Consider the following 24,587-nt stretch of genomic DNA (forward strand, 5'->3'; position numbering starts at 1 on the left):
TATACTCCCCGACGTCTTCGACGCCATGGCGCATGCCGCCATGTCGAATTTCGACCTCGCCCTGGACCTCGCGAGCCAGGGCGTTTCCGTCTTCCCGTGCCGCCCCGAAAACGGCCCGCTCGATGAGCACGGCGAGCCGCAGTGGAAGGAGAAAACCCCGTACCCTGGCATTCTCTGGCGATCGGCATCCACCACCAACGAAAGTCGTATTCGGCAATGGTGGTCTAGCTACCCAGACGCCATCCCGGCCATCGACTTGTCCAAGTCCGGGCTGGTGGTGATAGACCTTGATCGCAAGCCAGGCCAGGCCGATGGCGTCTTGGCCTTCAATGACCTTGCCGAAAGCCATGGCGACGATCTTGCCGACGTGCCCAAGGTCGACACCATCACGGGTGGAACTCATCTCTATTATCGGCAATGGGCGAAGCACGGGAACGGCCGCGGGGCGCTCCCCCTCGGCGTCGACGTGCGAGGATTCGGCGGCTACGTCATCGCGCCTGGTGCCACCATGCTGGACGGCCGTCGCTACGAGCCAGAGGATGGCTATTTTCTTGAGGCCGATACGCCCCCGGAATGGCTGATCGACGTCCTGTCAGGCTCGCGTGAAAAGCCCGCAGCCCAGTTCACGGTCGAGGCCGGACCGCCCGTCAGTGATGAGCGCAAGCGCCTTTACGGGCATGCGGCGCTAGATGCCGACATGCGTTCATTGGCCAGTGCGGCTCCTGGTACACGCAACGAGGAGGCTAATCGCATCGCCTTCCGTATCGGGCAACTCGTCGGTGGCGAGTGCCTGACCTTCAGCGAGGCCTATGCTGCCCTCGCCAACGCAGCAATGTCCTGGGGCATCCCGGCCAACGACAAGGCTCTAGGCCCCAAGGGAACCATCGCGCGCGCCATTCGCGATGGCTCTTCTAGCCCCCGCATGCCGCCACCTGACCCGGACGTTATTACACTTGCGCCGAAACCCAAATACGTCGCGATGGAAGACGGCACGTTGGCCGACCCTGAGACGGGAGAAATTGTTCCCGAGTCTGATTATGAAATCGATCCCAACCCCTTCTACTGGTCCGACCCAGCCAAGCTGCCGATGCGTGAATGGGTCTACGGCGGCCACTATATCCGCAAGTTCCTGAGTCTCACGCTCGCCCCTGGCGGCGTCGGCAAGTCCAGCCTGACAATGGTCGAGGCCCTTGCCATGGCAACCGGCGAGCCTCTGCTGGGCGTCCAGCCGCACGGGTGCTTCAACGTTTGGCTCTGGAACGGTGAAGATCCTGCCGATGAAATGCAGCGCCGGATGACCGCGGCCATCATGCATTTCGGGCTCAACCACAAGGGGCTTGAGCAATGCCTGTTCATGAACTCGGGACGCCAGACCGAGATCATCGTGGCGCGCGAGGAAAAGGGCGGGACCAAGATCGCCTTTCCCATTGTGGAGCAGGTCAAGGCTGCCATCAGGCGGCGCAAGATCGACGTGTTGATCGTTGATCCCTTCGTGTCGTCACACCGTGTCAGCGAGAACGACAACGGCGCGATCGACATGGTGGCCAAGCTTTGGGCCAAGATCGCAGACGAGACCAACTGCTCCATCGAGCTCGTGCACCACGTCCGCAAAACGATGGGCGGAGAGATCACGGTCGAGGACGGGCGTGGCGCCAGCGCCCTCCTAGCGGCTGCCCGCTCGGCTCGGGTGCTCAACCCTATGTCGGACGACCAGGCGGCCAAGGCGGGCGTACAGAGCCGCCGCGGGTACTTCAAGATGGATAATGGCAAGTCCAACATGGCGCCGCCCCCGGACCAGTCATTCTGGTTCCAGATCGTCAGCGTTCCACTCATGAACGGCCCCCTAGGGACAAACGGCGACAACGTGGCCGTTGTGGCGCCGTGGAAGTGGCCTGCGCCCGAGGAGCGGAACGATGTGGATATGTATGCGATCCAGGAGGCCATTTCAGGTGCCATGAATTGCAGAGCGGACAACCGGTCCCCAGAGTGGGCCGGCAATGTCATCGCAGAGGTGATGGACATCGATGTGTCTGACCCCGGCAACCGCAAGATCGTGGCTGGTCTCATCGAGGCGTGGGTGAAGCAGGGGCACCTTAAGGAGGTCATCCGGCCCGACGAAAGGCGGCGTCCGAAGCCCTTCATTGAGGTCGGAAAATGGGTTGAGAAATACAACCTGTGATATTGCTCCAGTTGCAAAAATTAACTGGAGCAGACTGGAGCAGACTGGAGCAAAGTCACCTACTCAGGCCCCAGCAAGGTCCCAAGAGTATATATACCCGTAGGGTATATATCTCTGGGACTGGAGCGGGGACTGGAGCAGCCCAACTAACTGGAGCAAGGAGTGGAGCAAATGAAGGTCAAGATTTTCAATGGGTACGGAAGCGATGCGAGTGGTCAAATTGAGCGCGCGATTGAGGCTTGGCTGAACGACGAACTGAATCAACAGCGCCGTTGGGCTATCCAGCACATCACATCCGCCGCTGCGTCGGTTGGAGAGGCGGATGACCGCATGACGCATTTAAGCGTCACGATCGTCTTCCAAATCCGGTAGTTGCCGCACTAATCCACCTTCGGCTATTCTGATCCAGCGCATTCCGAAAATCGTTGCGGACCTCTCTGGCTGGGGGATGCCCGTGACACAACGTCGACGAGACAGGATCGCCCTGTCTGCCAAGAAGCCGCTAGTTCCCGGTGAGCGGCGCGAGACCGTGACCAAGGTTCCGGCGCCCGACCTGGATCTGAGCCAACCGTGGTACCTGATCCTGACGGCACCAAGGGCTGAGGCTCGAGCCGCAAAGGCATTGACCGAGGCGGGGTGCCAGGTCTTCTGGCCGCATAGGTCGCATCACGTCGAGTACGGCGGCAAGCGCAAGCCGCTCGATTTTCTGAGCAGCACGTTCCCCGGCTACATCCTGGCCAGTGGCGAACCGATGGTCCGCTTCCGAAGTGCAACCGGAAGCCTCGCCGAAGGGTTCAGTTTCGTCGAGACGGGCCTATCATCGATTCACGATCTCGACGGCGTTGTCGGAGTCGTCTCGAACGCAGGCAAGTGGGTAGAGCTTCCCAAGACTAGGACCGACAAGTACGGTAAGGAAATGATTGGCGTGGTCGAGGCCATTGCGGCCTATCAGAACGACGCGCCGATGCCGGAAGCAGAGCAGCCTGAAGACATCCCATTCGTTGCGGCAGGACAAACCGTTCGATTGCTCTCCGGACCGTTCATGGGATTCATGGCCACCATGGTCGAGGCGATCGGTCTGGACAAGGCCAGGGTAGCCATAGACGCCTTCGGGAGGGAGACCATGCTGGATCTGCCTGTCGAGCAACTGGAGGCAGCGTGATGGGTCGGTTTATGCCGGCTGTCGCGTGCTTTCTTGTCTCGTTCGATTGCTATCGAATGGGTGCAGGGTATGAGCCGCAGACGTTCTTTGCTCCAGAAAACGCATGGGCCTGGCTTTTCTTCGCGCTCATCTGGTTCATGGCCGGTACGCGGACGATGCTGAATGGCGTCGAATAAATCCCCTTGACGTACTAATCCATTTTTCTGGATAGTGGTTGCACGGTTTGTTTGGCGCGCGTGCTCGCTTCGGTTGAGCTCCCCGAACCCCGGACCTGAGTTTCAGGGTGAGTGCGAAGCTTTGCCTGGTCACGGGGTGTAAACCCGGCATCTGGGTTCCTAGGCCAGATAGCGGCAGGCGGCATGGCTCTGGTTGACGTCGGAAGGCGCTCGTATCACTCCATTCCTGCTATCGCTTTTAGAGTTCGAAGCCGAGAGGACTGGCAACCGGGTGCGCCCAGCATCCTAGCCACCCTGGGTGATCCGTTAAACGACCATCGAAATCCGGGTTAGTGGTCGGCCGACTAGATCCGAAGGCAGCGTGGTTCGTGCCAGTCACGGGCAGACAGTCGGACGGTGCGGAAATGGTGGCTTCGAAATCATAACCCCGCTCGGCCTCGCGCCTTGCGACGCCCCATGCTTCGGTGTGTGGTTTTTCTTTGGCCTCCCGGCCATCCCCCATCGTGCGGCGCAAATGGGCACAGAGTGCTCATCAGGGCTGGTATCCCCAGGCCTCACAGAGTCGCGCCGAGATAACCCGCGCCGCACGAGCCCATGAGTACCGAACCAAAGTCCCGCGGAGCTCCAACCGCCTACAAGCCTGAGTACGCGGCCCAGGCCGCAAAGCTCTGCGCTCTTGGCGCAACCGATATGGAGCTTGCGGACTTCTTCGAAGTCGACACCCGCACGATCTACCGCTGGAAGCACGCCAACGAAGATTTTTGTCAGGCGGTCATCGCGGGCAAGGACCAAGCCGACGCTCGCGTCGAGCGCGCCCTGTACAACCGGGCGGTCGGCTACTCCTATCAGTCCGAGAAAATCTTCAACGAGAAGGGCACGATCATCCGCGCGCCCGTCGTCGAGCACGTCCCGCCCGATACCGGCGCGGCGTTCAACTGGCTGAAGAACCGCAAGCCTGCCGAGTGGCGGGATAAGATCACCCAAGAGCACACAGGCCCGGATGGTGGGCCGCTTAAGGTCGTCAGCGCCACCATGACGCCGCAGCAAGCCGCAGAAGCGTATGCAGCCACCGTCAACGGCGAAGGCGGATAACTGGCCGCCGAACTATGTCGGCGTCTTTGCCTGGCGCCAGCAGCAAATCCTGAAGATCCGCGCCAACCCAGCGCTTATCATCGGCGCCAAGGAGTTCTATCGCACCAACCCTGTCGCGTTCATCAATCACTGGTGCGACACCTACGATCCGCGAAACGCGGGCGGTGATACCCCTGCGCGCATGCCGTTCATCCTGTTCGAAAAGCAGGCTGAGCTCGTCACCTTCCTGCAGGCCTGCCTGACCGATCAGGAAAACGGCCTCGTCGAGAAGTGCCGCGACATGGGCGCGACATGGGTCTGCGCCGCATTCTCGATCTGGCTGTGGCTGTTCTGGCCCGGCTCCTCGGTCGGCTGGGGCTCACGCAAGGAGCAGCTGGTCGACAAGCTGGGCGACCCGGACAGCATCTTCGAAAAGATGCGCATGGTCCTGCGCGGCATTCCGCGCGAGTTCTGGCCGATGGGCTTATCGCCCAACGACCACATGACCTACATGAAGTTCATCAACCCCGAGAATGGTGCGACCATTACGGGTGAGGCTGGCGACAATATCGGCCGCGGTGGCCGCAAGCTGATCTACTTCAAGGACGAAAGCGCGCACTACGAGCGGCCTGAGAAGATCGAAGCCGCGCTCGCGGACAATACCCGCGTCCAGATCGACATCAGCTCGGTCAACGGCCTCGGCAACGTCTTCCATCGCAAGCGCGAGGCCGGCCTTGACTGGATGCCCGGAACCGAGGCCCAAAAGGGCAAGACGCGCGTTTTCGTGATGGACTGGCGGGATCACCCCGCCAAGACGCAAGACTGGTACGACACCCGCAAGCAGGCCGCACAGGACGCGGGCCTGCTGCATCTGTTCGCGCAAGAGGTCGATCGCAACTACTCGGCAGCCGTCGAGGGCGTGATCATCCCGGCCGAATGGGTCAAGGCGGCGATCGACGCTCACGTCAAGCTGGGCTTTACCGACGAAGGCGGCTGGGTTGCCGCGCTCGACGTTGCCGACTCGGGCGGCGACACGAATGCGCTGGCCAAACGCAAAGGCCCAATCCTCAAATCCGTCGAGGAATGGGGTGAGCGCGACACCGGCAAGACCACACGCCGCGCTGTCACGGCTTGCGCGGGCCTCGGCCCGCTCGAGCTGCAATACGACTGCATCGGCGTGGGAGCCGGCGTCAAAGCCGAATCCAACCGGCTGGCGGATGACGGGCTTCTGCCCAGCACCATCCGCTTCGTCCCGTGGAATGCGGGCGCGGAGGTTCTGAACCCGAAGGGGCGCGTGGTCGAAAAGGACCGCGATTCGCCGCTCAATGCCGATTTCTACAAGAACCTGAAGGCCCAAGCCTGGTGGCAGTTACGCCTCCGGTTCGAGCGCACATGGCGCGCTGTCAATGACCCGTCGTTCACATGGACCGCGGATGAACTGATCAGCCTGCCATCCGACCTTCCTCTGTTGCGAAAGGTCGAAAAGGAACTGAGCCAGGCGACGGCGGACAAAACGCCCAGCATGAAGCTCGTCGTCGACAAGACGCCTGAAGGCACGCGCTCGCCCAACCTCGCGGACGCGATCGTCATGGCATTTTGGCCAGCAAACAGAGCCGGTCGCGTTATCTGGGAACCTCTTCGGATATGACCGCTGGCTCCGTTGCCAAGACCGTTCGCACGCCCTCGCGCGACTACATGCTATCCCATGAGAAATGGGATCTGCCGCGCGCCCTCCTGGGCGGCACGCGAGCCATGCGGGCGAAAGGCGAGCAGTATCTTCCGCGCGAGTTTGCCGAGGACGCACTGGCCTACACGGTGCGCCTTAATCGCACGGTGCTGTTCAACGCCTTCGCCAAGACCGTCCGCGACATGGTCGGGCGCATGTTCACCAAGCCGATTCAGCTTGGCGACGACGCGCCAGAGAAAATCAAGGAATGGTCTGAGAACATCGACCTCACCGGGCGCGACCTCAACACCTTCGCGTTCGAGGTGGCGATCGACGCCATGACGACCGGCGTCTCGTTCATCCTGGCTGAAATGCCGCCCCCTCTACCGGAGGGCGCTACCAAGGCGGATGAGGATGCGGCCGGGCAGCGCCCCTACCTCGTCCACGTCAAAACTGAAGACCTGATCGGCTGGAAGTCCACCACGATCGGCGGGCGCGAGGTCGCCACGCAGGTTCGCCTGCTTGAATGCGCCTACGAGCCCGACCCCGATCATCCCTTCGAGGAGAAGGAAGTCGAGCAGGTCCGCGTGATCGAGCCGGGCCGCTGGGAGACGTGGCGCAAGAAGGGCGACAGCGAGAGCTGGATTCGACACAAGGACGGCGTCACAACCGGGATCACCGATCGCATCCCGATCGTTGCGGTCTACTTCAAGCGCGGCGGGTTCTTCATTGGCGACCCGCCTTTCGCAGATCTGGCCGACCTCAACTGCGCGCATTGGCAGTCCTCATCGGACCAGCGCAACATCCTGCATGTCGCCCGCGTGCCGATCCTCTTCGGCGCGGGCTGGGACGAGAAGGATACCTTCGTCATCGGGCCTGGCCAGTTGGCCCGCATGTCGTCGACCGACGCCAAGCTTTCCTACGTGGAGCATGGCGGCAACTCGATCGAGGCCGGTCGCAACGACCTGAAGGACATGGAAACGCAGATGCAGGCCATGGGCTTGCAACTGCTCGTCTCTCAGCCCGGCCAAACGGCAACCGGCGAGATCCGGGACGACACCAAGGAAATCTCTCCGCTCGCCATGATGGCGGACAGCCTCGAGGATGCTCTCGAGGAAGCCTATGGCCTGCTTTGCCGCTTTGGTGGCGAAAGGGCCGAGGTCACTGTCAACGTCAACCGCGACTTCGGCGCGTCCGTCTTCGCCTCGACCGACCAGACCACGCTGCTTGCGATGGCCGATAGCGGCTACATCACCCACGAGACGCTGCTGCGCGAAATGCAGCGTCGCAAGGTGCTGGAGAACGATTTCGAGCCGGAGGACGAGGTCGAGAAGCTTTCGGGCTACGACGAAGAGCTAGAGGACGATGAACCAACGGATCGACCTGGCGGAGCTTCTGAAAGCGAAGAAGGTCAGCCGTAAGTTCTTCCAGATCCAGCCGCCAAAGCAGTCAGTCAGGGCAGAGCGCGATTACATGCGCGCGCTCAAGCTCCTGATCACCGCGGCGGCTCGCTACACGAAGAACGTCATTGCCCCTACGGTCGAGTCAGCCCAGGGCGTCAATCAGGCGCTGGACGGACTCAAAACGGTCATTGCCAAGGTCACGCCGAACGTCGCGGAGATCGCGACGCGGCTGATCTCGCGTGAGGAAATCCGCAACCGTAAGGAATGGGTCAGCGAGGTTAAATCCTCGACCGGCATCAATCTGGCCGGGCAACTCGCGCGCGACGATATCCAGACCGACTTCAACATGATCGTGCGCCGCAACGTGGCGCTGATCCAGGGTCTTGGCGACGATGTCAGGGTGCGCATCGAGCGGTTGGTGACGCAGGCTGTCGTCGACGGCACGAGGCCCAGCGAGCTTGAAAAGCAGCTTCGCGAGGATTTCGGCATCGTCAGCCGGCGCGCCAAGCTCATCGCTCGCGATCAGATCCAGAAGGCCAACAGCGACCTGACGCGCATTCGTCAGGAACAATGCGGGATCACCCACTATCGCTGGTCGGGTGTGCTGGATTCGCGGGAGCGACCCACACACAAAGCCAACGAGGGCAAGCGTTTCGCCTGGGCAAAGCCCCCGGCCGAAACGGGGCATCCCGGTCATGATGTCAACTGCCGGTGCGTTGCTATCGCGCTGGTCGAAATACCCGAGGAATAGGCGCGAGGCCTAAGCCTCCTATTCGCCCCGAGATGGGGCTTTCACCGTAAGCGGGACGCTTCATGCTCAAACTGACTGTCGACACGCTGGATGGCGTGGCTGAGACCCTGCGCGATTTCTACGAAGAGCGCGATGGCAAATTCGCCCTCAAGGTTGAGGGGCTCGAGGACACCAGCGGCCTCAAGACCGCGCTCGAAAAAGAGCGCAAGGCTGCCCGCGACCACGAGAAGACCGCGAAAGCCTATCGCGAGCTCGGCCTGAGCCCTGAGGAAATCAAGGCTCTCGCGGAAGAGCGCACCAAGCGCGAGCGCGAAGCAGCCGAAAAGTCGGGCGACTTCGATAAGATCCTCGGCCAGCACCGTTCGGCCTGGGAGAACGAGAAGAAGACGCTCGAGCAGGAGCTCAACGCCGCCAAGGCGTCCGAGCGCCGCGCGATCATCGACACCAATGTCATGACGGCATTGTCGAAAGCCGGGGCCACCGAGGAGGGCATCGACCTTCTGCCGGACCGGCTGGCAAACCGCATCAAGTTCGAGACGGAAGACGGCGTTCGCGTCGTCAAGATCATGGCTGCCGACGGCGAGACGCCCATGGCTGGCTCTGGAAAATCCGGGCTCGCGACCTTCGACGACCTCGTCAAGGAAGCGATCTCGAAGTGGCCTTCGCTCTTCAAGGCGAGCGGGGCCGGGGGTGGCGGGAAGCTCCCCAACTCTGGAGCCGGGGGAGCCGGCAGCAAATCAATGTCCCTGGCTGACTTCAATGCGCTGCCGCCAAAAGAGCGGGCCGCACGGATGGCTCAGGGGCTTCAAATCACACCCTGATCCCATAGGAGCCCATAGTGGCCAATACGCTTACCGCCCTCGCGCCGACGCTGTTCAGCGCGGCCAAGCAGGTTGCCGCCGAACCCTTCGGCGTTATCTCCGCCCTCGATGCCCGCTTCGACGACAAGCGCGTTGCGAAGGGCGATACCGTCCTCGTGCCGGTTGCCCCGACCCGCGCAGCCTCGGACTTCGTGCCCGGCAACGTTGCCGCGGCCGGCACCGATGCCACCGCCTCTTCGATCGGCGTGCAGATCACTAAGTCGCGCAAGGTTTCATGGAACCTGACCGGCGAACAGCAGCGCTCGCTCGAGAACGCCACGATCGACAACGATTGGGTTTCCCAGCTGGTCAAGCAGGGCATGCGCACGCTGCGCAACGAGTGCGAGATCGACGCCGCGACCGCCCTCAAGGTTGGCGCCTCGCGTGCTTTCGGCACTGCCGGCACCACCCCGTTCGCTTCGGACCTTTCGCCGCTCACCAACGCCCGCAAGATCCTGCAGGACAACGGTGCCCCGCTTGCTGATCTTCAGTTCGTCGGTGACACCTCCGCGGGCCTGAATCTGCGCAACCTGTCGGTTATCCAGCAGGCCTATGCGGCTGGTTCGGACGAAGAGCGCCGCTCGGGCCTGTTCCAGCGTCAGTTCGGCTTCGTGCTGACCGAGTCGGCCGGTATCGGCGTCCACACCAAGGGCACGGGCGCGTCCTATACCACGGACACTGCTGGTTACGCCGTCGGCTCGACCGTCATCAACGTGATCACGGGGTCCGGCACCATCCTGGCGGGTGACGTGATCTCGATCGCGGGCGATACCAACAAATACGTCGTGACCGGCGCGCTCTCGGGCGGCGCGATCACCATCGGCGCCCCCGGTCTTCGCGTTGCGATCCCGGCCTCCGCGACCAACGTCACGGTCGGCAACAACTACACCGCGAACCTGGCCTTCGAGCGCACCGCCTGCGTCGGCATCATGCGCCCGCCGCTGATCCCGGAAAACCCGACGATCTCGCAGATGGCCATCTCCGACCCGATGGGCATGACCTATCTCATGCTCGACATCGCGCAGTACGGCCAACGTTCCTGGGAACTGCACCTCGCCTGGGGCTTCAAGACCGTCAACGGCGAATTCTCCGCGCTGGTGCTCGGCTGATGTCGTCTGGCGAGACCTGCCCCACCGTTCGGGTCAAAAGCCCGGACGCTCCGGGCGGCTTCGTGATCTTCAACGAGTCCGATTTCGTTGACGGCATGGAGCTTTACGAGGAGCCGAAGCCGGCCGATCCGCGTGATGATCTCGTCAAGCAAGCCGGCGAGCTCGGCATCAAGGTCGATGGCCGCTGGTCGAACGACCGGCTCAAGTCCGAGATCGATGCGGCTTTGAAGGCCTGACCCATGACCCTGATCGTTGAAGACGGCACCGCCAAGACGGACGCGAATGCTTATGTGTCCGTTGCCGACGCGGATGCCTACTTCGCGACCAATACGGCATGGACGGCGCTCAACGTGGCCCAGAAGGAAGCGGCGATCATCGCCGCAACCCAATGGGTCGATGACGCTTATTTCGGGCTTTGGAACGGCTATCGCTACAGTCAAGGTCAGGCGCGAGCCTGGCCGCGAGACATGTCGCCCGGCCTTTCGCTCTACACGATGCGCGGGTTCGCCCCGCGCGTCACAGTCATCCTGTACGACTACGACGGCTTCCCCATCTGGGCCGATCAGGTGCCGAAGGCTGTGCAGCGCGCCTGCATGGAAGCGGCCTTGCTGTCTGCGACGGGCTTCGACTTCATCAAGAACGGCAACACCGCGGCGATCACGTCGACCAGCCGCACGGTGGACCGCGTGTCCTACACCAACAGCTATGCGGCGCCCGTTTCGCAGCGTCACGACAAGCTGAAGGCTATCGACCGTCTGCTGCTTGGCCTCGTCAAGAACGCCCCAGGCGCCACGGCCGGCAATGTGCGGATTCAGCGGGCATGACCACGGTCGTCCTCAAGGACAAGCTGTCGGACACGCTCAAGGCGATCCGTGAGCTTGCGATGCAGGAGGTCAAGGTTGGCCTGCCGCAGACGACCGCCAAACGCGACGAAGACGAGCTCAACAACCCGACCATCGCCTACATTCACGAGTACGGAGCGCCCGGCGCCAATATCCCGGCCCGGCCGTTTCTGATCCCCGGCGTCCGCAACGCCTTGCCTCAGATCGAAAAGGTCATGAAGGCGGGGGCGATTGACGCATTGGATGGCAAGTCAACTGCGAACGCGACCTTGAACAAAGTCGGCCTCGTCGCGCAGGGCTCGGTTCAGCAGAAGATCGTCGACGGCCCCTTCGTTCCTAACAAGCCAGAAACCATCCGGCGCAAGGGCTCGAACAAGCCGCTGATCGACACGGGCGCGCTTCGGCAGGCGGTCAACTTCGTCATCGAGGACAAGTAATGCCCGATCTCGACGTCGCCTTCGTGCTCGATGATCCGATGTTTCGCGACGACACCATCACGCTTCAGCGCACAACGCTCGTGCCTGGGCCTGATGGTCGCGGCGTTCCGACCACGGTCACGTTCCCGATCGAGGGAGTCGCCATTTCCGGCTACGCACTCCCTGGCGGTGACGGGGGATTGGTGCGTAGGCCGGAAGGCGAGACGAATACCAACGGCATGACGCTTGTGACCAAGTTCAAGGTCGAGATGGGCGATGCCATTCTGGGCACCACTTCGGACGTTATCATCTGGAACGAGAGCGCGTTCACGGTGGTCGCGCAGAACGCCTACAACAACTTCGGTGAAGGCTTCTGGCTCATTCTTGCCGATCAGCTTCCGCTGAACCCGCCCCCGACCTGAGATCCAAGCATGCCCAACACCTCGGCAACGGGCGGTTATCTCGCGCAGTCCAGCGCGCCGCCGGCTGAAGGCGACGATCTCGATGACATCCTGCAAAAGGTCGTTGTCGGCATCACCGGCATCGACGGAACGCTGGTGCGTCCGAGATGGGCGGCCAACCCACTGCCCAGGCCTGAGCGCACCGTGAATTGGTGCGCCATTGGCGTCACAGGCATCGAGGCCGACGCCTTTCCCGCAGTCATTCATCACGGCACGGGCGACGGCTACGACGAGCTTCAGCGGCACGAGACAATCGATCTTCTGGCAAGCTTCTACGGCCCTGCCGCAGCATCCAACGCTGCGCTCTTCAAGGATGGCTTGTCCATCGCGCAAAACCGCGAAGAGCTCTTCAAGGTGCAGATGAGCGTGCTCGAGACGGGCCGTATCATTAAGGCGCCTGACCTACTCAACAACACCTGGATCGAGAAATACGACGTCCCGGTGCGCTTTCGACGGTGCGTTACTCGCACCTATCCGGTCCTCAACCTTCTTTCGGCCCAAGGCACTGTCAGCACGCCTGACGGCACGCAGCCGTTCACCGTCACGGAGTCCTAATCAATGGCCCAGGGCCTTGCCGTTTCCGATGTCGTCAATGTCTCGATCGTCCTTTCGCCGCTTGCGGCCCCGACCCGGAATTTCGGCGCAGGGCTTCTGATCGGCGCGACGGACGTCATCGACGTTGGCGAACGCATTCGTCAATATTCCAACCTGTCCGGCGTGGCGCAGGATTTCTCGACCACCGACCCTGAATATCTGGGTGCGGTCAAGCACTTCGCACAGTCGCCGCAGCCGTCCATCCTCTACATTGGCCGCTGGGCGCGCACCGCCACCAGCGCGACCCTACGTGGTGGAGTCCTGACGACCGCTGAGCAGGCTCTGGCCAACTTCACGGCCATCACCTCCGGCGCGTTCTATTTTGTGCTGGACGGCGTACCGCGCACGGTGTCGGGTCTGAACTTCTCGGCTCAGACCAACCTCAACGGCGTGGCGTCGGTCCTGCAGACCGCCGTTGCGGCGCTTGTCGCCTCTTCGACCGTCGTCTGGGACGCCGACAACGGCCGCTTCGTCATCAAGTCGGGCACGACCGGCACGAGCTCGTCGATTTCGTTCCTGTCTGACCCCACCGCGTTCGGCTATCTCGACTTCACCTCGCTGCCGGCGAACAACGACACCGTGACCATTCAGGGCACGGCGGTCACGTTCAAGACCTCGGGCGCCACGGGCAATCAGGTTAACATCGCAGGCACTGGCGCGGCCATGGCCACTGCTTTCGCGGCTTTTGCCAACGCATCGACCGACGCCAACCTGTCGCTGATGACCTATCTCGCGGTCGGCGTGAAGGTCTATGTGATCTCCAAGGTCACGGGTACCGCCGGCAACGCCTACACGCTGGCCAAGAGCGGGACCAACCCGGCGATCTCGGGCGCTACGCTGTCGGGTGGCTCCGGCACGTCTGTCGCGGACTTGCTCAAGGGCAAGAGCACGCAGGCCAGCCTTCCCGCCAACGGCATCGCCGCGGAGACGCTGGCGGCTGGTGTCACGGCTCTGATTGCAGCATCCGGCGATTGGTATGCAGGCGAGCTCGTCGAGACTGGTGTTGATAGCGCCTCGATCATCGCTGCGGCCAACATCATCGAGGCGCAGCAGAAGAAGCGCGTGTTTGGCGTCACCATCACCGATACCACGGCGATCGACCCCACCAGCACGACCGATCTTGGCTATCTGCTCTCGGCCAACAAGCTCGGCCGCACGTTCAGCCAGTACAGCCAGTACGAGCCGCAGGCCGTGGCTTCGTTCTTTGGCCGTGCTTCGACGGTGAATTTCAACGGGTCCAACACGACCCTGACGATGAAGTTCAAGCAGGAGCCGGGCGTTCGGGCAGAGACGATCACGGAGACGCAGGCCGCCGCCCTGAAGGCGAAGCACGTCAACGTTTTCGTCAACTACGACAACTCGACGGCGATCGTGCAGGAAGGCGTCATGGCCGATGGCACGTTCTTCGACGAGCGCCATGGCCTCGACTGGCTCGAGAACGACGTTCAGACCGCCGTCTATAACCTGCTCTACACGTCGACCACCAAGATCCCACAGACCGACGAGGGCACGCACCGCATCGTTACGGCGATCGAGGCGCGGCTGGCGCAGGCGGTTGCCAATGGCCTCGTAGCTCCGGGGCAGTGGAATGCGGGCGGCTTCGGTCAGCTCAAGTCTGGCGACTATCTGTCCAAGGGCTTCTACGTCTACGCGCCGCCAGTCGCCACGCAGAGCCAGGCTGATCGCGAAGCTCGCAAGTCCGTTCCGATCCAGATCGCGGTCAAGTTGGCCGGCGCGGTCCACTCGGTCGACGTCATCATCAACGTGAACCGCTGAGGACTGAAGAATGGCCTCGAACACCTATAGCTTTCTCGACGTTCAGGCCGCCATTGACGGCCCGAACGGCTCTTTCTCGATCGGCAATGGAGCCGGCTCGAGCGATGAGGGCATCACCGTAGCCCAGGCTGAGGACCGCGGCTCTCTCGTGGTCGGAGCCGATGGCTACGGCATGCACTCGCTGCACGCCGCCAAGAATGGTTCGGTCACGGTTCGCCTGCTCAAGACGAGCCCGACCAATGCCATGCTGATGGACATGTTCAACATCGACACGTCGTCCTCGGCCAACTACGGCCAGAACACCATTTCCATCCGCAACCCGGTCAGCGGCGATTCCGTCACCTGCGTCGGCTGCGGCTTTCGCAAGGTGCCGGACGTCGTCTACGGCAAGGACGGCGGCATGATGGAATGGACCTGGAACGCGGCCCAGATCGACTACGTGCTCGGCACTGGCACGCCCGCGGTGCTCTGATGCACGAGTTTACGGTTGGCGATCATGAGTATCGCGCAAGCAAGATGGACGCGCTGACGCAGTTTCACGTTCTGCGTCGGCTGTCGCCCGTCATCGGCGCGCTTAAGGACTTGGCCGGCGACGCGCCAAAGGGCCTGGACTCGCTCGGCCCGATTGCCGAGGTCGCAGCTCGCCTGCCGGATGATGACGTGAACTACATCGTCGACCGCTGTCTTTCGACCGTCCAGCGCAAGAAGGACGGCGATACGGGCTGGGTCGCGGTGTGGAACGCCTCAGCCAAGCGGCCCATGTTCGAAGACATCGACATGCTGGCGATGCTCATGATCTCGGGCAATGTCGTCATGAACGCCATTGGCCCTTTCTCCTTCGGACGCCCCTGACGATTGATCGCAGAGGCGCGTCCGTTTCCTACGAAGCGGTCCACTTGCCGGATGGCATGGACTTTATGATGAAGCCCGTCGTTCGCGGGCTCTGCCGGTATGAGAGCCTGAAGGATGGCTCTCTCGACCTCTGCGACGTGGCGCAATTGAACGAGGCGATCGACGCCTTGGACGAGAACGCCACGCGAGCCCAGGAAGCGAGCAAGCCGCGTGGCTGAGACGATCAAAGAATTTCTGGTCGGGCTTGGCTATAGGGTCGACGGCTCGAGCGAAGCCAAGTTCAAAAACAGCGTCGAAGCGGCCACCAAATCGGCCATCGCGCTCGGCACGATTCTGACTGGCGTCGCGGTTGCGACGACTGCCGCGATCACAAAAATCGCGAAGGGCTTCGACGATCTCTACTACATGTCGCAGCGGACCAATGCGTCCGTGGCGAACATCAAGGCGGTTGGGTACGCGGTCAGCCAGCTTGGCGGCTCGTATCAGGGCGCCACGGACTCGATCGAGGCCTTCGGCCAGAAGCTCCGTTCCAATCCCGGTTTCGGCAGCCTTGTGCGCTCGCTGGGCGTGGCGACCGAGCAGAACGGCAAGCTGCGCGATACGGTCGAGATCGCGCGGGATCTGGCAAAGACGCTCCAGTCCAAGCCGTATTATGTCCAGCTGCAGTATATGGAGGCCCTTGGCCTCGACGAGCGCACCTATCGCGCGCTGCAATCTGGCGATCTTGTCCGCTATATCGAGGAATACCGGAAGAAGCAGGAAGCGCTTGGCGTCAACCAGGATCAGGCGGCGCGCGTTGGACGCGACCTGTCGAATGCCTGGCGCCAGCTAGGCGCGACGGCTGAGGCTTTGGGCGAAAAGCTGCTCATCAGCCTTGGCCCGCAGATCGAGCGTATCATCAAGCGCTTCGACGACTTCCTGATGAACAACTCGGAACAGATCAAGGCGTTCTTTACGCGCTTGGCCGAGATTGCGGAGGACGTCACCAAGGCCTTCATCCGGTTGGTCGAAAAGGGCGACGGCCCAATCGTCGACATGTTCGCCAAGATCGAGAAGGCAGTTGATAGCCTTCAGGTCGTTTTGGCTGCCTTTGCCGCTTTCCTTGTCGGCTCGTGGCTCGTCCGTATTTTGGGCGCATTCGGGGCGGTCGGCACCGGCTTCGGTGCCATGCTGCTCAAACTAGGCATCAACCCAGCCACGCTGGGGTTCGTCGCTGGCATGTATCCTTCGACCGCCAACGGCGGCGAAGACGAGGAGATTGCGCGACGCCGCGCGAACGGGACTTGGGGCGGATCGAACGCCTTCAACGGCTCGAACGGCATCAAGGACAACCGCAACTGGTGGCAACGCACCATGCCCAAGTTTCTGGGCGGGAAGGACGCGCCAACCGCTTCCTCGGGTGGCAGCAACGCACCGATCCGCGGCAGCACCTTCACGCAGAAGGCGCCCGGCATCATGCGGCGCCTCATGGACGACTTCGGGTTCACTAAGGAGCAAGCGGCCGGCATTCTCGGAAACCTCGGCCACGAAAGTAGCGGCCTCAACGAGCTTCAGGAGCGCAATCCAACAGCCGGTCGCGGGGGGTATGGTTGGGCACAGTGGACTGGCCCGCGCCGCAAGGCATTCGAGGCTTGGGCTGCGGCCAATAACCTCGATCCCGCTTCGGATGAGGCCAACTACGGCTTTCTCCGCCACGAGCTCCGCACGAACCATGCCGGCGTTGTCGCCCGCGTCAAGGAGGCGGGTTCGGTTGGCGAGGCCATGGTGGCGTTTGAGGCGGGCTACGAGCGTGCTGGCGTCAAGAACTATGCCTCGCGCCAGAAATGGGCAGATCGCGCTCTGCGGGCTGCTGAGCGAGCCGCAAATCAGCCGGGCAACGTCGTGCCCTATACGCCGTTCAGCGGCATCAATGCTGGCTCGATGGCGGCGGTGCAAAGCAATGCGGCACTGATCGGGGCGGGTATCACCCCTCTTGCTCCAGCTGCCAACAGCAACGCGACCAACGTCGACATGACGCAGAAGACAGAGATCACCGTTTTCGGCGGCTCGGACCCTGCAGCAACCGGAGCGGCGGTCGCAGATGCCCAAAAGGGCGTCAACGGCACCATGCTTCGCAATATGCAGGGCGCGGTTCGCTAATAACGAAAAGGCTTGGCGGGACGCTCGCGGTTCATCTCTTGGACCGCAAACGAATCCGCCAGGCACCGCTCCATTGCGGTATATGCCATAAGAACGCTGCCGAACTGCTTCACGCAGGCGGATCGAAAGCGATCTTCTACCAAATGCCAGTTTTGTTTCATCGCATCATAGGCGCGCTGTTCGCTCGCGATGCAGTCGGCACGGCGCACGGCTCGATCCTGCGCCATAGTACAACGTTTCTCGACGTCAACGATCGGAAATGGCGTTTCGGCAAAGGCCGGAAGGCTAAAGACGATCAGGACTGCGGCTATCGCCAAGCGCATACTTTTGCCCGCTCGTTGACCCAGCACGCACCGTTTCGCGTCAGCGTGCCGAGATCAGAATGGGCGTGCGAAACGCCGCGCTCCTCGTTCCAATACCCAACCGCCGTGCCGGACTTGTCCACCGTCACATAGGCGAAGAACGAGGGGCGCGGCCCCGTTCCTATGCTGAAACTACCGTCGCTTTGTGTGTCAATCGGACACAGACCCTTCAGGTAGGTGCGCCCGTCCACGACGAGCAAGCAGCGCCCTTGGGATGCCAGGGCGGAGCCAGAAGCCATCAGCGCCAACGCCAGAACAATCGCTCTCATGTGAGCCTCCTTGCTCGATAGGTGGCGCAGGATCGTTCCAGGTTCAATATGCCCATTCTCGACGACAATTTCGCGCTGATCACGACGGGCGCGCGCCAGATCGGCACGCTGATCCCGGACGTGGTGGTGCGCGAGACTATGCGCGACGAAATGGTCATCACCGATCATCCGGTTGAGCGCGGCGCGGCGATCTCCGATCACGCCTTCATGCGCCCGGTTGAGGTCGAGATGCAGATCGGCTGGTCGGACTCGACGGGCGGCTATGTCGGGTACGCCCGAGAAGCGTATGACGCCCTGCTCGACCTGCAGAAGACGCGCGAGCCGTTCAACCTCACGACCGGCAAGCGCTCATACCAGAACATGCTGATCTCCTCGCTCGCGGTGCAAACCGACGAGCGGAGCGAAAACATCCTCATGGTCACGGCGCGCATTCGCGAGGTGATCATCGTCTCGACGCAAACCACATCCGCGCCGAACAGCGCTCAGGCCAACCCCGCCAAAACGGGCGAGACGGCGCAAACCGGGCAGCAGCAACTCAAGACCGGCCCAGGCGGGCGTGTCGTAGGCGGGGTCTGATGGCGACTTGGTATTTCCCGCTTCTGCCACAGGCGCAGGAGATGCAAATCCAGCTTGGCGAGGTTGATTACACCCTTCGCTTTGGCTGGTGCGATACGTCCGATGGCGGCTGGTTCATCGACCTGTCCAACGTCAACGGCAACCCAATCATCTTGGGGTTGCCGCTCACGGCCGGCGAAAACGTCCTGCAGCAGTTCGACTACCTCAACCTGCCCGGTGAAATCCGCGTTCAGACCGACGGCTCCCCTTTGGTCGAGCCGACCTACGACAATCTCGGCAGCAACGGCCAGGTGCTTTTTATCTCGTCATGACGCGCCAGTGGATCAGAAAGGTCAAGCTGACGATTGGCGATAGCGCCGAAGAGGTCGACGTCTCCCAGCTTCGTATCCGCTTCAAGGTTGAACAAAACGACATCCAGCGGCCCAATTCCGCTGAGATTTTCGTGACCAACCCGAAGGTCGAGACGGCCAAGAAGTTCATCAAGAAAGAAGGCGTCACGGTCTCGCTCGAGGCGGGCTACCAGGAGGGCTGGGGGCTTATCTTCAAGGGCAACGTCATCCAGGCGCGCTACGGGCGCGAAAACCCTGTCGAGACGTTTCTGGCCCTTGTGGCGACATCTGGGGACCGCGCCTACAACTTCTCGACGGTCAGCAAGACACTGGCGTCGGGCGCCACCTTCAAGGATCAGGTCGACGTCGCACTTCAGGCCATGAAGCCCTACGGCGTGACGGCTGGCTACATCACCGACCTCGGTAGCAAGCAGGCGCCCCGCGCGCTCACGCTCTTCGGCATGGCCCGCGATCTTCTTCGCGACGTGGCGACATCGACGGGCTCAAGCTGGAGCATTCAGAACCAGAAGCTTCAGATCCTGAAGAACAACGAGACGCTCCCTGGCAAGGACTTCGTGGTCAATTCGCAGACCGGCATGATCGGCCTGCCCGTCCAGACTATCGGGGGGATTATCGTGCGGATGCTGCTCAACCCGCAGATCGTGCCTGGCACCAAGATCAAACTCGATCAAGGCAGCGTTCAGGAAGCGGCATTCAGCCCGAACTACACCGCCGCAGTCCAGAACAGCATGATCCCATCGATTGCCGAGGACGGCTTTTACAAGGTGCTGGTCAGCGAGCATCACGGCGATACGCACGGCAACCCCTGGTACACCGAAGTCGTCTGCACCCGAGCCGATGGCCAAGGCCCGCAGCCGATCGGCCTCGCCAATCGTGGCGTCGACCTCGATCCCGGACAGAACTGATGGACGCCAGAGAGAGGATTGCCGACCCGGAGGAGATGCTGCGCTCAGCCATTGAGCAGCAGTTTGCCAACTTCTGGACTTCAGCTCCCGGCCGAGTTGTGTCCTACGACGCCACCAAGCAACGGGCCTCGGTCCAGCTCACGGTCAAGGGCTTCATCAAGCAGGAAGACGGATCGCAGAAGGCGGTCGACATTCCGGTTCTGCAGGACGTGCCTGTCCAGTTCCCCTCGGGGGGCGGGCAGACGATGACCTTCCCGGTGAAGGAAGGCGACGAAGTGCTGATGCACTTCACATCCCGCTCACCGGCAAGCTGGCAACAGAGTGGCGGCGATCAAGTGCCGACCGACTCGCGGATGAACAACCTGTCGAACGGCTTTGCCGCGCTGGGGTTCAAATCCGACCCGAAGGCACTCTCCAACGTTTCGACCGAAGCCACCGAAGTCCGCTCGGACGATGGTAATACCAAGATCAGCCTTTCTGGGGCGGGCGGTGTCGGCATCACGACCGACAAGTCAGTTGGGATTGCCGCAGCGAACGGCGTGACGATGAGCGGCGGAACCGGAAACATCAACTTCACCGGGACGCTCGTTGTGACGGGCGAAATCATCCTGAACGGCATCCACCTGTCGACCCATAAGCATACCAGTGTGCAAACGGGCAGCGGGACCAGCGGCGGGCCTACAGACTAATGCGCTATCGCAAGCTCGATTCAGATGGCGACTACTCATTCGGAAACGGTGCCGCGGACTTCTGGAAGGATCAGCCGGAAGCTGTCGCGCAGGCAGTCCAGACCAGGCTCTTCCTGTTCGAAGGTGAGTGGTTCCTGGACAGCCGCGAAGGCATGACCTGGAACACGCAGGTTCTGGGCGTGCGCACCGCCAACACTCGCGACCCGGCTATCCGGCGCCGCGTGCTGGGCACGCAAGGCGCCAAGGCTCTCCTCGACTATTCGAGTTCACTCAACCGCGACACGCGCGGCTTCAGCGTCAACATGACGATCGACACGATCTACGGGCCTGCGACGCTTTCTGGGGTTAATGTCTAATGGCTCTTCCTGTCTGCACGATCGACGATAACGGCATCTTCAAGCCGGATTATTCGGCCGTGCTTTCCTACCTGCAGGACGAATTTCGCGGCATCTACGGCCAGGACATCTACATAGATCCCGACAGCCAGGACGGCCAGCTTCTCGCCATCTTCGCTGCCGCCGTCGATCAAGCGAACGCCATGGCGGTGCAGGTCTACAATGCCTTTTCGCCCTCTTCGGCGCGTGGCGTGGGGCTATCCTCTGTCGTCAAGATCAACGGTCTCAAGCGGCTTGTCGCATCGAATTCCACGGTTGACCTGACGCTCATCGGTCAAGCCGGAACCACCATCACCGCGGGCATTGCCAAAGACGACGCCGGCAATCAGTGGCTCCTCCCGGCCAGTGTGACGATCCCCCCTGGCGGGTCCATCACCGTCACCGCAACCGCCAAGGATGCTGGCGGGATCAATGCACTGCCGGGCGCTGTGTCGACGATCGGAACTCCGACGCGCGGCTGGCAGAGCGTGACGAACGCTAACGCGGCCAGTCCTGGGCAGCCGGTCGAGCTCGACGCCACGCTTCGCCAGCGGCAGACTACTTCGACCGCTCTGCCGTCCCGCACGGTATTTGAGGGCACTATTGGCGCCGTCGCGTCCGTGACCGGTGTGCAGCGCCTCAGGGGCTACGAGAACGACACCAACACGACCGACGGAAACGGCATCCCCGCCCATTCGATTTCCTTGGTGGTGCAGGGTGGCGATGCGACCGCGATCGCGCAGGCCATTGTGGACAAGAAGACGCCGGGAACTGGCACTTATGGCACGACCAGCGTCACCATCACTGATGAATACGGCGTTGCCCGCGCGATCAAGTTCTATCGACCGACGACCGCGACTATCAAAGTCAATATCTCGCTGACCGCGCAAGCTGGCTACACCGCGGCAATCGAGGCGAGCATCAAGCAGTCTGTCATCGACTTTATCAACGGCCTCGACATTGGCGGAACCAACGGCTTCGTGGAATGGGCTGAAATGTTCGTGCCGGTCAACCTGTCGCTCTCACCTGACGCCAAGACCTACAAAGTAACGGCTCTGACGATAGCGAAAAATGCCGGTTCGTTTGGAACGTCGGACCTCGCCATCGCCTTCAACGAGGCTCCGACGGCTGACCTGACCAAAGTCGCAATCACGGTGTCCTGATGGCAGATACGGATACCTATCTTGGGCTCACAACCTCATTCCACCGCGGCAAGCCCAAGTTTGCTGCGATGATCAAAGCCTTAGTTGAGCCTGTCGTCGCACAGCAAGCCTTCGTTGAGCATCTGCCGCTCGACTTCGACATCGACCAAGCCATCGGTGCTCAACTCGACGCAGTTGGCGAATGGGTGGGGCGGTCCCGCTTCGTGAAGGTGCCGATTGCGAGCGCATGGTTCTCTTGGGACACCTCGCTCAAAGGCTTCGATCAGGGTGTCTGGTATCAGCCTCAATACGACACACCGGCCGGCATCACGCGCCTCGATGATGAAACCTACCGTACGTTGTTGCGGGCAAAGATCGCCGCGAATGGTTGGGATGGCACCCTACCGAGCGCAAAACAGGCGTTAGAAATCCTGTTTCCGAATGGCGACACCAATATCATCGTCATCGACAACCAAGACATGACGATCACCTTCGGCGTCTCTGGCGTGATCCCTTCGGCGCTTTTTATCGCGCTGCTTTCGCAAGGCTATCTGCCACTCAAACCAGAAGGTGTTCAGGCCAACTACCTGATCACAACCGTCAACGGCCCACTTTTCGGGTTCGACGTCCAGAATAGCTACATTTCCGGCTGGGACAGCGGCGCATGGGGCGCCCCTCCGAGCTACTTCACTTCCTGATCTTCGGAGCACTCGATGCCAACGAATGACTTCCTGCCGTTCGCCACGGCGGGCGGAGCGAATGTGCTTGCGCAAACCGATTGGGCGGCCCTGGCGGCGCGGCTTTCGGGCTACACCGCAGGCGTCGCGCAGTCGAGCCAGGTCAACAAGGGCCTTCGCCAAAGTGCTGCCATGGCCGCGATGATCGGGCAACTGATCAACGACTATGGCGGGTTCGACGCGCTGGATGACGGCAATATCGGCAATCTCGAGACATCTCTGGCTCGGACGCTTCAGGCGGGCAAATTCAAATACGCCATCGCCACCGGCACCGCGAACGCCTGGGTCGTGGCTCCGACGCCGGCTCTGGCCGCTTACGCGGCTGGCCGCGTGCTCTGGGTCAAGGCGCCTGCGACGAACACTGCCACCACCGTCACCGCCAACGTCAGCGGGCTCGGCACGCGTCCGATCAAGCGCCGGGATGGCACGTCGGACCCCGCCGTCGGCGATCTCGTCGCCGGAACCTGGTATCCGACGATCGATGACGGCACCAACATCGTGGTCGTTTCGCCGCTGCCGAGCGATATCAATACGGCCATTCGGGCGACGCCGGTTTACGGGCTTATCGCCAACCCTGCAACGACTTTTAACGTGCCAGATAATACTCTGACAAAAATCACAACTTTCGGTAGTATTGTTAATAATTTGCCCGGAACAACGCTAGTGTCCGGCGATATAACAATCGGTGTAACTGGATATTATGATATCTCGTTTTACCTTTATTCGAATTACTCGATAACATCGGGATCTTTCTCTTATGTGTCGTCAATAAATGTAAACAGCATTTCGAAGATCGGCAGTTCTGGATCTTCGATCAACAGCGCGGCCCTCGGCCTCGGTGCATTCTTTTCAGGGGCTGGCTTGCTGAAGCTCACTGCCGGTGACGTGTTGAATCTGACGCAGAAGCACAATTCCGGTGTGGCGCAGAACGGCCCAATGGGTCTATCCGTCGTTTTCCGGGGGGCGTGATCTTTGGCCCTTAGCGGCGATCGACGACAAACCTTCGCCCGCAAATCTCAACCCAAAGGTTGGCGTGGCGCTCACCGTCAAAGGCATTGAACCGACGGTCGAGCTCTGCCGGTTCAATGTCTGGCGTGATCCGGCATATCTCGAGGAAGTCTTTGCGAGATCGCTTAACGCCGCCCCATTTGACCCCAGGCAACGGCATCAGTGCGGCGCCAGCCCGAAGCTTTGCCGCATTGCGTTTCATGATCCGCAGCGCGGCGTCGTTGGCCATCGCAAGGAGTTGAGAGGGTTTGGCGCCAGTGGGTACGTCAAACCACTCCACATCGACGATCGCCCCTTCGTCTACGCGCTCCGTCATGACGTGCATCGTCGCACCGTAGCGTGTCACGCCGTCATAGGTCGCCCAGTGGTGCGGGTCGCGTCCAGGGTAGTCTGGGGATGCGGCGTGGATGTTATAGGCCCGACCGGCGAAGCGTTCGAGCACATCCGCCGGGACGATGACAGACGTTCCATAGGAAAGCAGTACCCGGCCTGACGCTAGGCGGAGGTCTTCGACGCTTCTGACAAAAAGCGGGCGCCCGAACCGCTGGACCATCGACGCAGCGAGATCATCTGACGGGTCGGCAAGAAGCACGACGCGATCGGGGTCGTGACCCGCGACGATCGCCGACGGGTCAGTAAGCCTCTCACGCACCTTCATCATCTCGCTCGCATCAAGCGAGGGCGCGGGCACGAGCTCAATTCTTCCATTCATTTGAGG

Annotated in this window: 30 protein-coding genes; 27 read left to right on the plus strand and 3 right to left on the minus strand. The window is 61.7% G+C overall.

All coding sequences use genetic code 11. The features are described from left to right. Positions 1-40: 40 nt before the first annotated feature. From CE453_RS25490 to CE453_RS25575, 19 genes are all read left to right on the plus strand, one after another. The gene (locus CE453_RS25490; RefSeq protein WP_198302209.1) at positions 41-2,179 is read left to right on the plus strand and encodes an AAA family ATPase; all 2,139 of its coding nucleotides are present in this window, start codon (positions 41-43) and stop codon (positions 2,177-2,179) included. Positions 2,180-2,350: 171 nt separating this feature from the next. Then, positions 2,351-2,551 (plus strand): hypothetical protein, encoded by a 201-nt coding sequence (locus CE453_RS25495; RefSeq protein WP_089177134.1) that lies wholly within the window; start codon positions 2,351-2,353, stop codon positions 2,549-2,551. A 157-nt stretch (positions 2,552-2,708) separates the two neighbouring features. Further along, the gene (nusG, locus tag CE453_RS25500) at positions 2,709-3,341 is read left to right on the plus strand and encodes a transcription termination/antitermination protein NusG (protein ID WP_157733185.1); all 633 of its coding nucleotides are present in this window, start codon (positions 2,709-2,711) and stop codon (positions 3,339-3,341) included. 770 nt (positions 3,342-4,111) lie between these two features. Next, a complete protein-coding gene (locus tag CE453_RS25505; RefSeq protein WP_089177136.1) occupies positions 4,112-4,609 on the plus strand; it encodes a helix-turn-helix domain-containing protein in 498 nt (165 codons plus the stop codon). Further along, positions 4,578-6,236 (plus strand): hypothetical protein, encoded by a 1,659-nt coding sequence (locus CE453_RS25510; RefSeq protein WP_089177137.1) that lies wholly within the window; start codon positions 4,578-4,580, stop codon positions 6,234-6,236. Before CE453_RS25505 ends, CE453_RS25510 begins: the two co-directional genes overlap by 32 nt. Then, positions 6,233-7,675: a DUF4055 domain-containing protein gene (locus tag CE453_RS25515; protein WP_089177138.1), complete on the plus strand. Its 1,443-nt coding sequence runs from the start codon at positions 6,233-6,235 to the stop codon at positions 7,673-7,675. Before CE453_RS25510 ends, CE453_RS25515 begins: the two co-directional genes overlap by 4 nt. Continuing rightward, positions 7,620-8,408, plus strand: coding sequence for a phage head morphogenesis protein (locus CE453_RS25520; RefSeq protein ID WP_089177139.1), 789 nt, complete (start codon positions 7,620-7,622; stop codon positions 8,406-8,408). Before CE453_RS25515 ends, CE453_RS25520 begins: the two co-directional genes overlap by 56 nt. A 62-nt stretch (positions 8,409-8,470) precedes the next feature. Next, on the plus strand, positions 8,471-9,229 hold the full coding sequence (locus tag CE453_RS25525; protein WP_089177140.1) for a hypothetical protein: 759 nt from the start codon (positions 8,471-8,473) through the stop codon (positions 9,227-9,229). 17 nt (positions 9,230-9,246) lie between these two features. Beyond that, a complete protein-coding gene (locus tag CE453_RS25530) occupies positions 9,247-10,377 on the plus strand; it encodes a major capsid protein (protein WP_157733186.1) in 1,131 nt (376 codons plus the stop codon). Further along, positions 10,377-10,613: a hypothetical protein gene (locus tag CE453_RS25535; RefSeq protein ID WP_089177142.1), complete on the plus strand. Its 237-nt coding sequence runs from the start codon at positions 10,377-10,379 to the stop codon at positions 10,611-10,613. Before CE453_RS25530 ends, CE453_RS25535 begins: the two co-directional genes overlap by 1 nt. A gap of 3 nt (positions 10,614-10,616) precedes the next feature. Further along, entirely contained in the window at positions 10,617-11,201 is a 585-nt protein-coding gene (locus tag CE453_RS25540; RefSeq protein WP_089177143.1) for a DnaT-like ssDNA-binding protein, read from the plus strand. Continuing rightward, on the plus strand, positions 11,198-11,656 hold the full coding sequence (locus tag CE453_RS25545; RefSeq protein WP_089177144.1) for a hypothetical protein: 459 nt from the start codon (positions 11,198-11,200) through the stop codon (positions 11,654-11,656). Before CE453_RS25540 ends, CE453_RS25545 begins: the two co-directional genes overlap by 4 nt. Then, a complete protein-coding gene (locus CE453_RS25550; protein WP_089177145.1) occupies positions 11,656-12,057 on the plus strand; it encodes a hypothetical protein in 402 nt (133 codons plus the stop codon). Before CE453_RS25545 ends, CE453_RS25550 begins: the two co-directional genes overlap by 1 nt. 9 nt (positions 12,058-12,066) lie before the next feature. After that, on the plus strand, positions 12,067-12,651 hold the full coding sequence (locus CE453_RS25555; protein ID WP_089177146.1) for a phage neck terminator protein: 585 nt from the start codon (positions 12,067-12,069) through the stop codon (positions 12,649-12,651). A gap of 3 nt (positions 12,652-12,654) precedes the next feature. Next, positions 12,655-14,466 (plus strand): DUF3383 domain-containing protein, encoded by a 1,812-nt coding sequence (locus CE453_RS25560; protein ID WP_089177147.1) that lies wholly within the window; start codon positions 12,655-12,657, stop codon positions 14,464-14,466. Positions 14,467-14,476: 10 nt separating this feature from the next. Then, the gene (locus CE453_RS25565) at positions 14,477-14,938 is read left to right on the plus strand and encodes a tail tube family protein (RefSeq protein ID WP_089177148.1); all 462 of its coding nucleotides are present in this window, start codon (positions 14,477-14,479) and stop codon (positions 14,936-14,938) included. Further along, a complete protein-coding gene (locus tag CE453_RS25570; RefSeq protein WP_349236647.1) occupies positions 14,938-15,318 on the plus strand; it encodes a phage tail assembly chaperone in 381 nt (126 codons plus the stop codon). The genes CE453_RS25565 and CE453_RS25570 overlap by 1 nt, the downstream gene beginning before the upstream one ends. 65 nt (positions 15,319-15,383) lie before the next feature. Continuing rightward, the gene (locus CE453_RS29010; RefSeq protein WP_198302210.1) at positions 15,384-15,536 is read left to right on the plus strand and encodes a DUF6889 family protein; all 153 of its coding nucleotides are present in this window, start codon (positions 15,384-15,386) and stop codon (positions 15,534-15,536) included. Then, positions 15,529-17,457 carry a phage tail tip lysozyme gene (locus tag CE453_RS25575; protein ID WP_089177150.1) on the plus strand — a complete coding sequence of 643 codons (1,929 nt, stop codon included), beginning with the start codon at positions 15,529-15,531 and terminating at the stop codon, positions 17,455-17,457. The genes CE453_RS29010 and CE453_RS25575 overlap by 8 nt, the downstream gene beginning before the upstream one ends. Here CE453_RS25575 and CE453_RS25580 read toward each other — a convergent pair. Together CE453_RS25580 and CE453_RS25585 are read right to left on the minus strand one after the other, a co-directional pair. Further along, positions 17,454-17,774 (minus strand): hypothetical protein, encoded by a 321-nt coding sequence (locus tag CE453_RS25580; RefSeq protein WP_157733187.1) that lies wholly within the window; start codon positions 17,772-17,774, stop codon positions 17,454-17,456. The genes CE453_RS25575 and CE453_RS25580 overlap by 4 nt on opposite strands. Further along, positions 17,765-18,088: a hypothetical protein gene (locus tag CE453_RS25585; protein ID WP_089177152.1), complete on the minus strand. Its 324-nt coding sequence runs from the start codon at positions 18,086-18,088 to the stop codon at positions 17,765-17,767. Before CE453_RS25585 ends, CE453_RS25580 begins: the two co-directional genes overlap by 10 nt. Before the next feature lie 21 nt (positions 18,089-18,109). Here CE453_RS25585 and CE453_RS25590 point away from each other — a divergent pair, with 21 nt between their 5' ends. From CE453_RS25590 to CE453_RS25625, 8 genes are read left to right on the plus strand one after another with little or no spacing between them, the layout of a single operon-like run. Continuing rightward, complete coding sequence (locus CE453_RS25590) at positions 18,110-18,664, plus strand: phage baseplate protein (protein WP_198302211.1); 555 nt, start codon at positions 18,110-18,112, stop codon at positions 18,662-18,664. Further along, positions 18,664-18,975 carry a phage baseplate plug family protein gene (locus CE453_RS25595; RefSeq protein WP_089177154.1) on the plus strand — a complete coding sequence of 104 codons (312 nt, stop codon included), beginning with the start codon at positions 18,664-18,666 and terminating at the stop codon, positions 18,973-18,975. Before CE453_RS25590 ends, CE453_RS25595 begins: the two co-directional genes overlap by 1 nt. Continuing rightward, positions 18,972-19,919 carry a phage protein gene (locus tag CE453_RS25600; RefSeq protein WP_089177155.1) on the plus strand — a complete coding sequence of 316 codons (948 nt, stop codon included), beginning with the start codon at positions 18,972-18,974 and terminating at the stop codon, positions 19,917-19,919. The genes CE453_RS25595 and CE453_RS25600 overlap by 4 nt, the downstream gene beginning before the upstream one ends. After that, positions 19,919-20,608 carry a Gp138 family membrane-puncturing spike protein gene (locus tag CE453_RS25605; RefSeq protein WP_089177156.1) on the plus strand — a complete coding sequence of 230 codons (690 nt, stop codon included), beginning with the start codon at positions 19,919-19,921 and terminating at the stop codon, positions 20,606-20,608. Before CE453_RS25600 ends, CE453_RS25605 begins: the two co-directional genes overlap by 1 nt. After that, positions 20,608-20,964, plus strand: a complete 357-nt coding sequence (locus CE453_RS25610; RefSeq protein WP_089177157.1) for a contractile injection system sheath initiator — start codon at positions 20,608-20,610, stop codon at positions 20,962-20,964. Before CE453_RS25605 ends, CE453_RS25610 begins: the two co-directional genes overlap by 1 nt. Next, entirely contained in the window at positions 20,964-22,145 is a 1,182-nt protein-coding gene (locus CE453_RS25615) for a baseplate J/gp47 family protein (RefSeq protein ID WP_089177158.1), read from the plus strand. The genes CE453_RS25610 and CE453_RS25615 overlap by 1 nt, the downstream gene beginning before the upstream one ends. Next, positions 22,145-22,822, plus strand: coding sequence for a DUF2612 domain-containing protein (locus tag CE453_RS25620; protein ID WP_089177159.1), 678 nt, complete (start codon positions 22,145-22,147; stop codon positions 22,820-22,822). Before CE453_RS25615 ends, CE453_RS25620 begins: the two co-directional genes overlap by 1 nt. Before the next feature lie 15 nt (positions 22,823-22,837). After that, the gene (locus tag CE453_RS25625) at positions 22,838-23,830 is read left to right on the plus strand and encodes a hypothetical protein (RefSeq protein WP_089177160.1); all 993 of its coding nucleotides are present in this window, start codon (positions 22,838-22,840) and stop codon (positions 23,828-23,830) included. Between the two features lie 10 nt (positions 23,831-23,840). On the opposite strand, the gene CE453_RS25630 is transcribed toward CE453_RS25625, so the two are convergent. After that, positions 23,841-24,581: a formyltransferase family protein gene (locus tag CE453_RS25630; RefSeq protein ID WP_089177161.1), complete on the minus strand. Its 741-nt coding sequence runs from the start codon at positions 24,579-24,581 to the stop codon at positions 23,841-23,843. Positions 24,582-24,587 lie beyond the last annotated feature (6 nt).

The sequence above is a fragment of the Bosea sp. AS-1 genome, assembly GCF_002220095.1.
GTDB lineage: Bacteria > Pseudomonadota > Alphaproteobacteria > Rhizobiales > Beijerinckiaceae > Allobosea.

Coding starts and splice junctions, on each gene's coding strand:
- CE453_RS25490 (WP_198302209.1), top strand. CDS start 41: ATGTCGAATTTCGACCTCGCCCTGGACCTCGCGAGCCAGGGCGTTTCC.
- CE453_RS25495 (WP_089177134.1), top strand. CDS start 2,351: ATGAAGGTCAAGATTTTCAATGGGTACGGAAGCGATGCGAGTGGTCAA.
- CE453_RS25505 (WP_089177136.1), top strand. CDS start 4,112: ATGAGTACCGAACCAAAGTCCCGCGGAGCTCCAACCGCCTACAAGCCT.
- CE453_RS25510 (WP_089177137.1), top strand. CDS start 4,578: ATGCAGCCACCGTCAACGGCGAAGGCGGATAACTGGCCGCCGAACTAT.
- CE453_RS25515 (WP_089177138.1), top strand. CDS start 6,233: ATGACCGCTGGCTCCGTTGCCAAGACCGTTCGCACGCCCTCGCGCGAC.
- CE453_RS25520 (WP_089177139.1), top strand. CDS start 7,620: ATGAACCAACGGATCGACCTGGCGGAGCTTCTGAAAGCGAAGAAGGTC.
- CE453_RS25525 (WP_089177140.1), top strand. CDS start 8,471: ATGCTCAAACTGACTGTCGACACGCTGGATGGCGTGGCTGAGACCCTG.
- CE453_RS25535 (WP_089177142.1), top strand. CDS start 10,377: ATGTCGTCTGGCGAGACCTGCCCCACCGTTCGGGTCAAAAGCCCGGAC.
- CE453_RS25540 (WP_089177143.1), top strand. CDS start 10,617: ATGACCCTGATCGTTGAAGACGGCACCGCCAAGACGGACGCGAATGCT.
- CE453_RS25545 (WP_089177144.1), top strand. CDS start 11,198: ATGACCACGGTCGTCCTCAAGGACAAGCTGTCGGACACGCTCAAGGCG.
- CE453_RS25550 (WP_089177145.1), top strand. CDS start 11,656: ATGCCCGATCTCGACGTCGCCTTCGTGCTCGATGATCCGATGTTTCGC.
- CE453_RS25555 (WP_089177146.1), top strand. CDS start 12,067: ATGCCCAACACCTCGGCAACGGGCGGTTATCTCGCGCAGTCCAGCGCG.
- CE453_RS25560 (WP_089177147.1), top strand. CDS start 12,655: ATGGCCCAGGGCCTTGCCGTTTCCGATGTCGTCAATGTCTCGATCGTC.
- CE453_RS25565 (WP_089177148.1), top strand. CDS start 14,477: ATGGCCTCGAACACCTATAGCTTTCTCGACGTTCAGGCCGCCATTGAC.
- CE453_RS25570 (WP_349236647.1), top strand. CDS start 14,938: ATGCACGAGTTTACGGTTGGCGATCATGAGTATCGCGCAAGCAAGATG.
- CE453_RS29010 (WP_198302210.1), top strand. CDS start 15,384: ATGATGAAGCCCGTCGTTCGCGGGCTCTGCCGGTATGAGAGCCTGAAG.
- CE453_RS25585 (WP_089177152.1), bottom strand. CDS start 18,088: ATGAGAGCGATTGTTCTGGCGTTGGCGCTGATGGCTTCTGGCTCCGCC.
- CE453_RS25595 (WP_089177154.1), top strand. CDS start 18,664: ATGGCGACTTGGTATTTCCCGCTTCTGCCACAGGCGCAGGAGATGCAA.
- CE453_RS25600 (WP_089177155.1), top strand. CDS start 18,972: ATGACGCGCCAGTGGATCAGAAAGGTCAAGCTGACGATTGGCGATAGC.
- CE453_RS25605 (WP_089177156.1), top strand. CDS start 19,919: ATGGACGCCAGAGAGAGGATTGCCGACCCGGAGGAGATGCTGCGCTCA.
- CE453_RS25610 (WP_089177157.1), top strand. CDS start 20,608: ATGCGCTATCGCAAGCTCGATTCAGATGGCGACTACTCATTCGGAAAC.
- CE453_RS25615 (WP_089177158.1), top strand. CDS start 20,964: ATGGCTCTTCCTGTCTGCACGATCGACGATAACGGCATCTTCAAGCCG.
- CE453_RS25620 (WP_089177159.1), top strand. CDS start 22,145: ATGGCAGATACGGATACCTATCTTGGGCTCACAACCTCATTCCACCGC.
- CE453_RS25625 (WP_089177160.1), top strand. CDS start 22,838: ATGCCAACGAATGACTTCCTGCCGTTCGCCACGGCGGGCGGAGCGAAT.
- CE453_RS25630 (WP_089177161.1), bottom strand. CDS start 24,581: ATGAATGGAAGAATTGAGCTCGTGCCCGCGCCCTCGCTTGATGCGAGC.